This window comes from Oculatella sp. FACHB-28, from assembly GCF_014696015.1.
In the GTDB taxonomy this organism is placed as follows: Bacteria; Cyanobacteriota; Cyanobacteriia; order Elainellales; family Elainellaceae; genus JAAUTN01.
The window spans coordinates 82,824-95,226 of record NZ_JACJPJ010000035.1; the positions used below are offsets into that span (position 1 = coordinate 82,824).

Annotated in this window: 10 protein-coding genes and 2 pseudogenes; 3 read left to right on the forward strand and 9 right to left on the reverse strand. The window is 46.5% G+C overall.

What is annotated here, in order from left to right; genetic code table 11:
* Nucleotides 1–36 precede the first annotated feature (36 nt).
* The 5 genes from H6F88_RS02875 to H6F88_RS02895 all read right to left on the reverse strand — a co-directional run bounded on the left by H6F88_RS02875 (nt 37) and on the right by H6F88_RS02895 (nt 4,542).
* Nucleotides 37–918: an Rpn family recombination-promoting nuclease/putative transposase gene (locus H6F88_RS02875; RefSeq protein ID WP_190641427.1), complete on the reverse strand. Its 882-nt coding sequence runs from the start codon at nt 916–918 to the stop codon at nt 37–39.
* Between the two features lie 98 nt (nt 919–1,016).
* Nucleotides 1,017–1,778: a DUF2382 domain-containing protein gene (locus H6F88_RS02880; RefSeq protein WP_190641231.1), complete on the reverse strand. Its 762-nt coding sequence runs from the start codon at nt 1,776–1,778 to the stop codon at nt 1,017–1,019.
* An 80-nt stretch (nt 1,779–1,858) separates the two neighbouring features.
* On the reverse strand, nt 1,859–2,737 hold the full coding sequence (locus tag H6F88_RS02885) for a DUF2382 domain-containing protein (protein WP_190641232.1): 879 nt from the start codon (nt 2,735–2,737) through the stop codon (nt 1,859–1,861).
* Nucleotides 2,738–2,935: 198 nt separating this feature from the next.
* Complete coding sequence (locus tag H6F88_RS02890; protein WP_190641233.1) at nt 2,936–4,150, reverse strand: tetratricopeptide repeat protein; 1,215 nt, start codon at nt 4,148–4,150, stop codon at nt 2,936–2,938.
* A 200-nt stretch (nt 4,151–4,350) separates the two neighbouring features.
* Nucleotides 4,351–4,542: a hypothetical protein gene (locus tag H6F88_RS02895; protein WP_190641234.1), complete on the reverse strand. Its 192-nt coding sequence runs from the start codon at nt 4,540–4,542 to the stop codon at nt 4,351–4,353.
* A gap of 285 nt (nt 4,543–4,827) precedes the next feature.
* Here H6F88_RS02895 and H6F88_RS02900 point away from each other — a divergent pair, with 285 nt between their 5' ends.
* Nucleotides 4,828–5,058, forward strand: coding sequence for a hypothetical protein (locus H6F88_RS02900; RefSeq protein WP_190641235.1), 231 nt, complete (start codon nt 4,828–4,830; stop codon nt 5,056–5,058).
* Nucleotides 5,059–5,626: 568 nt separating this feature from the next.
* Nucleotides 5,627–8,116 carry a hypothetical protein gene (locus H6F88_RS02905; protein WP_190641236.1) on the forward strand — a complete coding sequence of 830 codons (2,490 nt, stop codon included), beginning with the start codon at nt 5,627–5,629 and terminating at the stop codon, nt 8,114–8,116.
* A gap of 87 nt (nt 8,117–8,203) precedes the next feature.
* Here H6F88_RS02905 and H6F88_RS02910 read toward each other — a convergent pair whose 3' ends face one another.
* Complete coding sequence (locus tag H6F88_RS02910) at nt 8,204–8,800, reverse strand: CHRD domain-containing protein (protein WP_190641237.1); 597 nt, start codon at nt 8,798–8,800, stop codon at nt 8,204–8,206.
* 249 nt (nt 8,801–9,049) lie between these two features.
* Between H6F88_RS02910 and H6F88_RS02915 the strand changes: the two genes are divergently transcribed.
* Nucleotides 9,050–9,721: a DUF305 domain-containing protein gene (locus H6F88_RS02915; RefSeq protein ID WP_199333419.1), complete on the forward strand. Its 672-nt coding sequence runs from the start codon at nt 9,050–9,052 to the stop codon at nt 9,719–9,721.
* Between the two features lie 105 nt (nt 9,722–9,826).
* Here the strand turns inward: H6F88_RS02915 and H6F88_RS02920 are convergent.
* The 3 genes and pseudogenes from H6F88_RS02920 to H6F88_RS34280 form a co-directional block, all read right to left on the reverse strand.
* Nucleotides 9,827–10,213 (reverse strand): annotated as a pseudogene (locus H6F88_RS02920) (response regulator); the annotation flags it as partial.
* Between the two features lie 128 nt (nt 10,214–10,341).
* Nucleotides 10,342–10,848 (reverse strand): hypothetical protein, encoded by a 507-nt coding sequence (locus tag H6F88_RS02925; RefSeq protein ID WP_190641240.1) that lies wholly within the window; start codon nt 10,846–10,848, stop codon nt 10,342–10,344.
* Between the two features lie 586 nt (nt 10,849–11,434).
* Nucleotides 11,435–11,743, reverse strand: a pseudogene (locus H6F88_RS34280) (helix-turn-helix domain-containing protein); the annotation flags it as partial.
* Nucleotides 11,744–12,403 lie beyond the last annotated feature (660 nt).

Genomic DNA, 12,403 nt, shown 5'->3' on the forward strand with positions numbered 1-12,403 from the left:
ATTGGAACCACACAGCAAATGTACCGCGATTCTAGGTCAAAGCGATCGCGCTGCAAACCAAGCTTGCAAATCAGCCAACTCGCTGAAATCTAGCAGCGCTTCACTCAACTCTTCTAAAACGGGGAGTGGCAAATCAGAAATAGTGGAACGAACCTCTTGGGGAAGTGACCCAAATCGTTTAGTCAACAGTCGAACTATCAGGTTGATAGTTGCTTCTTCACGTCCCTCTTCACGTCCTTCTTCTTTAATTTCTCGATAAACTCTTGTCTCCTTCAGGCTGATATCCAGCATTGCCTCTACCTCCCTACGACTCAAGCGTTCAAAACGGTACACCATGATCGTTGTGATTATTTCTATTATGGGCTGTCTGGTAGATGAGGGTACTTCCTGCCAAGTTCTATCTAACAAATATCGAGCTGTTTCTGGAGCCTGCTCTTCATCTACCGTGGTCAACACCATCAGTGCTACCCAGAGAGGAAGTTGTTGAATGTCCCCCAACTCGTCTAGATACACCCGATGCACCTGCTCGCCATTCAGCAATGATCGATAAGGGTAATTCTCACTTTGTTCAACTCGACGCGAAGGATAAATAATTACAGCCTGCCAGTCGCTAAATCGGGTGCGGTTGCGGTAAAAGTACAGCAGAGATTCGGCGAATACCCTTTCGTAAAGCTGCTCATCTTTCTGAAACTGCACCTCACAAAAATAGATAACTCCATTCCCTTCCTCTTCGGGAGGTATAAATATGCCATCGATTTCAAACTTTGGTTCTTTGATTGCGACCGAATCAAAGCGATACTGCGCTGCGTTGGCAGGAGGATTAGTCAAAAGTTCAAATAGGAGTGTTGGGGATTGCTGAAATAGTTTGTAGAAGATTGAGTCACGACGCGTGACTGTTTTCTGAAGGGTTAGCTGAATTCTTCGTTTCGTCAAAACGACTGGTAACTTGCGCCGGCAAAAGCAAGAGGCAGAGCTTAGCTCTGCCTCTTGCCAAATCTTATCTTGTATCGCTACAGCTACAGAGCCGTATAACGCTCTAGCCACTGTTGATATTCGTGCTGAAGCTTAGGATCGCTAAGAAGCAAGGTGATCTGTACCTTCTCGCACCCAGAGTGAGATTGGTCGGCGATCGCCTGCAAAAACTGGCTAGCTGCCCTTACCGAAGTAAACTCACCGCTGAGGACAGATGGCACACTCGCGTGGGCAGCTTCCCTAATCTCAACGCTATCGTGTGTTTCACCCAGATCAATTGAGGCAAGCTGTTTGGCTTCTGTACCAACTTGCTCAACAATTAGCTTTTCGCGTCGAACAGGAACTTCAACAATTCGAGTCTCGATTTCTTTACGAACAATGACTTCACCGAGCTTGCGTTTTTCACGATTGACGGTCAATTGCTCTTCTAAGAGGCGAACTGTTTCTGTTGCTCCGCCTTGCCCATTTGGTTCAGGTGTGACGAAGCTGTTAGTTTTGTTACCGTAAGCAGGATCGTAGGCTGGCAAACTGGCAACTTGAGCAGAGCTGAGTCCATTAAGATATAGCTTGCCCGCATTTGAGTCGACCCGAAATCGCTCTATTGGTAAAAGAACCTGCTTGGGGGCGATCGCAGAATCTAACTCAACGACTAGATAACGAAGATGTCCTGCTTCGTCCGCCAACCCATCAATGACTCTGCCAACTAACTCATCTCGGTCAGTGCAAACGACAAACTGGTGAATATCATGATTGCCAAAAGCTTCACGATAGCGAGGATCAAAGTTATCAAGTCTTGAAAGTACCATATTGTTCTCCAGGGTGTCAGGTGGAACCACTCCTGGTTCCACCTGCATTAGTTCAGGTTCGAAGCTTGCTAGAGTTGTCTCTAGAGACGTTCATCAGATAGCGGGTCAAGTCTTTTATCCACATTTGGATGTCCCGTCGTAGTTACGTCCAGTTTTTCTCGACGAATTTGCTCTTCCGCATCAACAGTTTCCCGATTTACTTCTTTCCTGAGATTCACTTCTTCCCGTACTACAGCTTCTTTGTGTACATCAGGAGTTTCTTCGTAAACTTCTACCCTGGCAACCTCACCTTCTCGGAAAGCATCTTCTCCAGGTGTTACTACGGTTCCTGCGTCAGTTGGAACTGTTCCTTGGATGATGACACGCTCTTTCTCAATAGGAACTGTTGCCGTCGCAACTTCAGTTTCAACTCGCTTGCTAACGGCAACCTCTCCTACTTTTTGACGAGTTTTATCAGCAACCAGACGCTCTTCATAAAGCCTGAGTTCTTTATGGTTTTGCTCATCCAGGTTATAAAGTGCTGCATCTTGTTGATAGCTATAACTATTACGGTCATAGCCTGAAGCTGCTACATCGGCTGAACTAACGGCTGTACCCGTTGTAGAAGCCGTTGGACGGTAAACATTTCTGACGTTCTCCTCATAGTCATAATCGACTAAGTCAGACTCGTTGTATTCTGGGAGATTCTCGACCTGAGCCCGAGTGAGGTTGTCCGCATAAACTCGATTCTCATTGAAAGCAATCCGAGTACGACCAACAGGCAGCAGTACTTTCTTGCCAGCAACCCAAAAGCCAGTATTGATCACAAGATAACGAAATCGTCCCTCATCATCTACTAGCAAATTGTCTATGGAACCAACTTTTTCACTGCCGCTGTAGAGATCAAAATCTAGAATATCTTGCTTGTTAAATGAGTCTCGATAATTAGGATCAAAATCTTTAATCTTATGGAGTGCCATGTTTTCGTCTCCTTTTCAGTGCTAAGTCAAAGTTAAAAAAGCCTGTAGTTCACCTCATCCATCTGTTGGCTGAGTTGTTTGTGCCTAGCCAAGTTGTTGTGAGGAATGGAGATTGTGTTGAATACAGGTATGTTTGGCAGTTGGGGCGTTTCATAAAACGCCCCAATTCATCTCTCTTGTTGCTCAAGCTAATCGTTATTAAATGGCCAGGTTTTGCAGGATGCGATCAATGTTTTCTGCCTCTCTTGTGCGTCCTTCGGATTGACAGATTGTTCTCGATTGCTCAATGTGAGTAATACCTTGCTCTGTCAGACCGTACTTACACAAAACAACACCTAAGTTGTAGTGTGCTTCTGCATAGTTGGGGTCTTGTGCAACGACAGACTGGAAGGCGGCGATCGCCCCTGCCAAATCACCCTGTTTACCTAATGCAATTCCCAGGTCATATTGTTCCTCGGCCGATATTAAACTAGAATCTGTGTCGGTTGAGGAATAGGCTGTATCGGTTGCATACCCTGGCGAGGACATGGATTCAGTTGCATATCCTGTTGAGGACATGGATTCATAGTTTGGGGACTGGTCTTCGATGTAAGCTGAGCCAGAATTAATGGGCTCAGGTGAATAAACATCATCCGCAATATATCCTGATGAGCTCTCAGTGTAATAGCCCGTAGAGCTATCTGCGTAGCCTGAAGAGACGTTCATGGTGTCAGCAGCACTACTCATCAAAGCTGAGTCATCAACATAAGATGTATCTTCAACATAGGCTGAAGTTGCATCAAGATTGCCTGCTGAGTAGATGTCGTCTGCAGTTGAGGTGGGTGCAATATCAGCATCTTGGATCACCGTTTGGTCATCCATGTAGGTATTAGCAAGGTTGCTGGATGTGTAGGCAGTCTCAGCAGTGTACCCAGATGTGTATGCTGGAGAATCTATTTCGGGTGCAGAGAGACTTTGCTGCGGAGTAAAATTCTGTGCGTTAAAGTCTGCATTGCTAGAGCTAGGGTCACTGTCAGCACTAGAAGTTGCGTCATCAACTTTAGTTTTGAGGGTGTTAATAGCTTTGGCTGCACTCGGGTTGATGGTGCTGGCTTTGCTTTCTGCTTGGTCTAAGGTACCCATCACGGAAGGCTTAATTTCCTGAGCCTTCTCTTTTGCTGTCTCTACTGCGTTGTCTACAGCGTGGCTAATCTCTTCCCCTTTCTCATTGCTGATTGCGGCTCCAGCAACTCCACCAACTACGGCACCAATGGCTGCGCCTAATCTTCCAGCTACCATGTTGCCAAGGACTGCTCCAGCTAAACCGCCGCTCACAGCCCCGATTCCAACAGATGTTGGGTGGTCAATTGGTAAGTCAATACTGGGTTCAGCAGCTTCATTGTGCTGAGCCATAATGCGATCGCTATCTGTCATCTGATTATCCCCCGTTTACTTAAAGCGGCATAAAGCCTGGTTTGTTAAAGCCTTATGGCCAAATTTAACAACCCAAGCAAAGCCTTACACTTGGCTAGAGGGGGACATTGCCAACCTGGAGATCAGTCTATAGTTGTAATAATTGCCCAGTAGGGAAGATAAACGCTTTCGGTACTGGATATCGAAGCCTCTACCTCAGCTTATTCAGATACTTCTCCGGCTGATGGTTGTGAGTTTTGTTGAGCCTCGTTATTTCCAGTGTTTGTCATTTCACTATAGACATTAAGCAACACTGCTAGAGTTAAAACCCCGCCGATCGCGGCCGCGACACCTCCTAAGTTAAAGGCAACTGATTCCACAGGATTTCCAGCGTTTCTTTGATCCTTAGACATGGCAATGGGGCAAATGAAAGACTGCTAACCCCGTTTTCATGCAGCAAAACTTTTTCCCGCCAAATTCTTATCAAGTTGCTGTAATCGTTTGTAAAGAAGAATTTAAGTTTGCTAGAACCCTATGGAGCGATCGCTTGATAGCCACGGATATATCAGATTAAAAACTTTCTGGGTTAAGAACTTCGGATAAATATCCTGTACTTAGACAGATGCCAATTTCAGCCCGTTCTACTGAAATTGAAGGGATAGACAAAAAATCTTAGATGTTGGATGAGGATGGTGCCCATGAATGAGAAAGTTAAAGAAACAAAAGTGACTCGTGAGGAATACGAAGATCAAAACGTAGGTGAAGATCCGGAAGTGGATCAATCCCCTGCTGAGGCTGTGACTGACCCCAGCAAGATTACAGGTGAAACAGAGGAAGACAATCCTACGGATGCAAGCGATATGCCGACAGAAAGCTCTCCTGCAGACGCACCTGGAGTCAAGTTGGATAAACCCATCAACAGTAAATAATTGGAAGGGTTCTAGACACAGCTCAAGCCTTTTGTGCGAATCAGCTTTACAAAGGTTTAGTACCAGTCATGCGTTTTTCAGAGGAGTTAACCCTGAGTAGAGGCGAACTGGTGTTTGCCTTTGAGGGACTTACAACAATTTCTACTTGTATAAACCACAAACCTTTGTAGGGGCGGTTCGCGAACCGCCCCTACGTTATAGCTCCCCCATTTAGAAATGGCTGTGTGGTTCATACAAATGAAAATTGCTGTGAGTTAAAACTAGAGAAGGGAAGCAAAACTCTTTGCTTCCCTTCTCTAGTTTTAGTTTGTATAGCTGCGGTCATAAAGAAATCAGGAGTCCGTCAAAGTCTATGACACTCCAGGAACTGGTGAGGATGTTGAGCACCTAGATTGTTGATGTGCGATAAATAGGGACGAGCTATGAGAAATTATGTAGCAGGTACTACATAGTTGCATTGGCTTTGTAAGGCGAAGGGTTAGAGAGATGTGAAGTCTCTTTTTACCTAGGTTTGAGCCTTGCTATTAATCTCGCTTCATCCTACCTCGCTTTGTCAGGAGTTCTTTCAGTGAAACGGTTGGTTTTGCCGCTAGCTATCGCTTTAGTCGGAGTACTTTCTTGGGTCGAAACTGCGTCTGCGACCCAGCAGGCTTTAGGAGAGACATCGCAAGATGCATCGATCGCTCAGGTGATGAGTGATTCTGCAAACGATTCAGGTAGTGCGGTTGATCGGTCCTGGCAACTAATCGAGACGGGACAGCGGTATGCAGCAACGGGGCTGCGTGAACAGGCGATCGGCGTGTTGCTCGAAGCTGAGCAAGCAACCAGAAGCGTTACAGACCCAGTAACGCAAGATCAGCTTTTAGTCAGGATTGTGGCAGAGCAGGCAAAGCTGGGCAATGCTGATTTGGCGATCGCCATCACTTCCACGATGGGCTACGGAACCTATGCCCCTGAATATTGCTGCATTCCCCTCAGAACAGAAGCGGAGAGGGCGATCGCCCAAGCCTATTTAAACGCTGGTCAACTTGAGCAGGCAGTCCAGTTTGCCCAAAGCATCGAGTCGGCGGATTCAAAGTATCAGGTTTTAACTTGGGCGATTAATGAGTTAGCCAGTCAGGAACGCTTTGACCAGGCGATCGCCCTTACAAATAGCATCGTGTATGATACCTATCAGAAAGTGTCAGCTCAACATACTGTTGTCAGAGCCTACGCTCGGGCTAATCGCTATGACGAAGGACTCGCATTTACCAACACGATTCCCCAAGAGAACAATGAGCGATCAACCGCTCAATATACGCTGGCGCAAATGGCTATCCGCAATGGGCAGTACGACCAGGCGCGTCAGATTGCCCAACAGCTTACAGACGTTAGCTCTAAAATTCAGGCTTTTACCGAGATTGCGTTTGCCTATGCAGGCATTGGTGAGTCACAGCAAGCCGTTGAGCTTATTTCTCAAGCTTACGAATTGGCTCAAGCCAATGCCCAGATACAGCTTTATTCACAATGGGTCTATAACTTTGCTCAGGTTGGGGCGTTTGATCGGGCTTTGCAAGTTGCCAATAGTGCGGAGAATGAGTACGACCAAGCTGATTCTAAAATCAGCCTTGCCCGGGCTTACCTGAACAATGGGGAGTATGAGCGTGCATTTGAGATTGCTCAAACAGTTCAAGATGGCGAGTTGCAGCCGTTTGCAGATATTCCAGATCCAAAAGTTGAGATCTTTAATCAAATAGTCGAGCGATCGCTTGCTATCGAGCAAGATGGTTTCGCGTTGCGGGTTGCTCGAACCTATGGCAGCCCTGTCAATCAGACGAGAGCGCTGCGATTAATTGCTCAACACTATACGAAAACAAATCAGCCTGAGTCTACCGTCGCAGTTTTGGCGGAAGCGCTGGAAGTTGCTAAAACGATTGATTCAATTCCTGTTGCGATCGACCGCAACACGGTTTACAACACGCCGAATTCTAGTTTGCTACTTGATATTGCCACCGATTATGCTCGTCTAGGCGAAACGGAGCAAGCGATCGCAACGGTTGATTTAGCCTTGCAATCCGTCCAAACCTATAATTACGCAACCAGCGGCTACTACAGCAGTATTGCAGGATTAAGAACTTCGGCGTTAACTGCGATCGCTGCCGCTTATGCAGACCTAGAACAGGACCGTCAGGCAGTTGAGACATTAAGTGCGGCTGTTTCTACGGCTGCAACTATTGAAAATACAGCTTTACGAGTTCGGGAATTAAGTCAAATTGCCAAGACGTATGGTGCAGCAGGTCAGGAAGATCGGGTTCGCGAGACTTTGACAGAAGCCTTGCAACTGAGTGAAAGCATTGCAGACACTCAGCAAAAACTTGGGCTATGGAATGCGATCGCCGAAGCCTACGCCGCAACGGAGCAACAGGCAACTAGAGAACTGATCAACACCGCCCTACAAACCATTCAAACATTAGATGAAAGTCAACAAGACGGACTGATTGGGCAGTTGGCGATCGCAGTTGCTTCATCCACTTCACCGACGCTCTCCTTGGAACTGGTTAACCGGATTTCTGATCCCATTGTGAAAACCACAATTCTGGTTGAGATTGGAGCAAAATATGCAGCCACCAACCCCCAACCTCAAGCTGAAGTTATTGCTGCAATTGTGCAAGCGGCTGACAGCATCCCCGACAGAAATCAGCGCAATAATCTTTTGAACGACCTGATCCGCAACCAGTATGCGCCTTCTTGGTCTGGAAGCAGCCTTTGGCAGTACGATTTTGCATCTCAACTCAATACCATGCTGCAAGCGCCTAACTTAAAAGCTTACAACTGGGCGTTGATTGCTTGGGGCTATGCCAATTATGGGCAATCAGAACGGGCGAGTGAAGTGCTAGAAATGGGACTTGAACTGGCTGATGCGATTGCCGACCCCATTGAACAAGAGGAAATGCATTGGCAAATGCTGAATGATGCGATCGGACTGCGGCATTACGACCTGGCAACACAAGTTGCCAATAGACTAAAGCAACCTGCTCAGCAAGCTGCGGCTCTTCGTCAAATTTCTCACCTTCAGTAAGGTCCCTTTAATTAAGGCTACAGATGGAAGGGCACCCCGCGTCGCGGGGTGCCCTTCCATCTGTAGCTTGTTTTTGTAGAAACGGTATTAGTTAACTTTCAATTCATCCCGGTGCTTCTTTGAGCGAGAAATGAGTCCAAGTGTGCCAACGGTTAGTATTCCCAAAACCATAGCGGGTTCTGGAACAGATTCAGCTGCTTCAAAAGATTCGATTTGACCGCGAATTTCGCCGCCAGGGAAGGCTGCGGAATGAACGTTGAAATAGTAGCCACCCGCTAAGAAACTGTTGAAAACTACGTCGGGAGTCACTACACCTGCGGCAAGTACATCGTTGGAAGTATAGTCTCCGACGATGGTACCTGATGTGGTGCCTCTAAAACTGTCGATGCTGTCCAGAAAGTGAACCACAGGACCATTGGTGCCGCGCTCGCCAAGGTGAATATGTCCGTCTGCAAGCGGCCCTTCCAATCCAGCGTATTCGACCGTGTAGTTAAATACCCAACTTGTTACGTCTCCAACTAGTGTTCCTGTTGCAGTACCCTGAGCTGAACTGGTGCTAATGTTAGGCGCGACTTCTTGCTCAGCTTCTAGCGGAACGGAATAGGAGAAGGTTGCTGCTTGTGCAACTTGGGGGGCGATCGCTAAACCTGCACCCAAAAGACCAATCATCCACAATTGCTTCATAAGAAATTTCCTCACAGTTAGAAAGTTAACGGGTCGGCTACTCAGAGAAACCACTGTCTTTATCTACGAGCTCAACTTTCAATTGGATTGATTTTTCTTTTTTTGACTGGAACTTAAAAATTGCTTGACTTTCCAGTCAACTGGAGGCTCTAAAACAAGAATTAGACCTGAACTAGATCTGATGGATAGTCTTAGATCCAAAAGATGTGTTCTTGTCTGTAAAGAGTTAGGAGTATGAAGCAGAAAACTATGAAACTCAGAAGCACTCTACTAGCACTAACCCTTAGCGGTTCATTAACCGTTCTGTCATTTGGACTTGCTGCCTGTTCTCCTTCCGAATCTTCGACCCAACCTGAGGTCAGCCAAGAATCCGGTACCGCAATGGAAGGGATGAACCACGGTGCACATGCCATGAATATGGATTTAGGCCCTGCCGATGAAAGCTTTGACCTGCGGTTTATTGACGCGATGATTTTGCATCATCAGGGGGCTGTCGAAATGGCACAAACGGCGTTGGAGCAATCCAGTCGAGATGAAATTAAGCAATTATCCCAGACGATTATCGCCGCCCAAGAGCAAGAAATTCAGCAAATGCAGGAATGGCGACAAACCTGGTATCCTGATGCAGCAAATGAACCAATGATGTATCACGCTGAAGCAGATCACATGATGCCAATGACTGAAGAGATGAAGGCAAGCATGGCGATGAATGTCGATTTAGGATCTGCTGATGAAGAGTTTGACTTGCGCTTTATTGACGCGATGATTCCTCACCACGAGGGGGCAGTGACGATGGCTGAAGAGGCGCTAGAAAAGAGCGATCGCCCCGAAATTCAGCAGCTAGCTCAGGAGATTATTGACAGTCAGCAGCCTGAAATTGATCAGATGAATCAGTGGAAGCAAAGCTGGTATGGGCAGTAGTTTGGCGTAGCTAATAGCCATTGCGGTGTCGCTTCATTCCTGCCTCAAATAGGGAGCGATGCCGCTTCTTTAAGTTTGACTTCAGTTTGGGGTTTGGCGAGGAGGAAGGATTGAATGTACCCGATCTAGTAATTCTTCATACTCGATTGGTTTACGTAAAAAGCCATCGGCACCTACCTCAAACCCTTCTGCTGCCTTGGGTTGGTCATACGCTGTAATCAGTAAGATGGGAATAAACGGAAGCTGGCGATTTTGACGGATTTGTCGAGTTACCTCAAAACCGCTCATGTCTGGCATCATGACATCGAGTAACACTAAATCTGGCGGTTCTTCTGCAATTTTAGCCAGAGCTGCATAGCCGCTATCTGCGACTTCGACCCGATACCCTTCCTCCTCTAAAAGAACCTTGAGTAGAAATGAATTATCTGGAAGATCATCTACAACCAAAATTCTGTCAGCGGTGACAGCTACCTCATTCAACAGAGCAACCATAGGACAACAACCAGGTATCAAGTCTTAAAAGACTATTTAAACTAGATTGTCGTCGTTTGAAGACTCATTGTCCTCACTCATTAGAAGCATTGTTGCCATTTGTTAGCCGCTTGCCCACTGCTGGCAGCCTACCGGAGTTTCACATCGTTGTTCCGAGGGGGGGAATGGCTTGAATCTTCTGTTTGCTTAGAGTCAAAGTCAGAGCAGGCGATCGCCCGTTCCGTAGCTGCGTCTAGCGGATTCACTGCACACTTAAGGTATGCGCTGCTAGTGTAAAAGCGACAGTTTTTACAGGGAATTTGGCTAGCAGGTTGAAGCTTCTTAAGTCTGCTCTGGGTAAATCGAAAGCCTTCCGAGAAGGCAAAAAACAGTACAACCCAAACGATGGCAAACCAAAGCGGCAGCAACAACCAGGCAGCATCCGTAGCTTTAAATTCTGATCGAGTAGATTCAGAGGTAGACTGAGCGATCGCGGTTTCAGTCCAGACTGCGTTTGTCAAAGGTTGAGAAGCTGGCTCGTCAGTCGTTGCGTGCATCAACTGTGTGGTTTCAATGCTCTCGCTTGGGCGACTTCCTGCCGTTAGGTCACTCACGTTTCTGGTCAATCCCTGTTCAGACGATGTATCAACACTCATGTTGCTTATAACCCTACCAGAAGCACACGCCTGTACAAACTTGTCAAACAACCTACCCCAAAGTCAGAGTAGCTCTAGTCCTTTGGATATCTTTATAACTAATTTGTGCTGGGCAGCGTCTCTGTCAAAGGTTCGGGTTTTATTGGTTCAAGGCATTCAAGATCTGCTTTAGTTACACTCTCGTGAATTAATTTGTGAATTAATGAGTTAAGTTGGCGATCGCTGCGACTACTTCTGCGGGCTGAACGGGCCTTGTAAGGCAAAGCTGAACGTTTTGCAAAAAGTCATCTTCAAGTTTGGAGGCAGTTAGAGTGATCGTCAAGATTTCTCTACTCTGAGCGTTCTCGACTGCTTTAATTTGATTCATCAAAGCAGGTCCGTCTGTTGCGACAAAACTAGTATCGATGATCACAACATTTGGCTGAAGCTGATCAAGTTTGACGATCGCCACTTTGGGAGTAACTACAATTGCCCAAAATCCGTGGTCCTCCAAAGATTCTAGAAGGCGATCGCCTTCTGCCAGTGGTGAAACCACCAGGACGCACAAACTGCCAAGCGGCATGAAGCTAGATCGATATTCGGGCCGGTGTGCTTTGCCCCAGTTACACATCAGTTCCATGATGGGGCGAATTGTCTCACCATAAGGCGTGAGCGAATATTCAATGCGAGACGCAGTTGCACGATGGGCTTGGCGACGAATCAAGCCATCTGCCTCCAGTTCTCGCAACTGTTGCGTCAGCACCTTGTGAGTGATGTCGGGCATTAGCTGTTTCAACTCGCTAAAATGCTTTGTTTCCTGCCTCAACCACCATAGGATGACACACTTCCATTTACCCCCAATCACTTTAAGCGTGATTTCTACCGGCGAGTTGTACTTTGGCTCAGACCTTCTCATTGCCCTTTTGGTATCATCCTTGTCTCTATTGGGTGGCTCTTGTCATCTTGTAATGCCTCCGCCGGTGGTTGAATCATCAGGTGGAAACCCATGAAAATCCTTGATGATAAGTCCCGACAGCAATCACAGTTTTCAGTTAGCTAATTAAGTGAGCTAGTTAGACTTAGTTGAATAGAGTCAACCCTAATGGCAATGGTGAAAGTGAGATTTATTCCTAGCTTATGATGTAGAACTCCTGCCTTGTGAAGAGGCTCTAACCTCCAGATAGACACACGGACAAACGCAAACAGTAGATGCTAGATGAATAGATGCTAGATGAATGAATTTGGGATCATGCTGTCAGTGTAAACCCTATTGCCCAGAAGATCTGTAGCGATCGCTCTGGGAAACTTCACACTTGATCACAATGTTCCTTAATGAACTGTATCGCTGGCGTGAGATTGTCTAACTCTTAAGGTAGAAGTTAACCATAAGGGGAGGCAGTATTCTAAGTCCAACAGTGAGTTAAAAGCGATACGAAATACTCAAAGTTAAAGATCCTTCCTTTAATCCAGCTATGACGTTCACACCTAAACTGTGAACAAGAGAATGCAGGGCTTAGCCTCTAACTAGAGGTTTCATTCCTGCACCGTTTCCATCTCAATTGAGGTTGAGATGGAC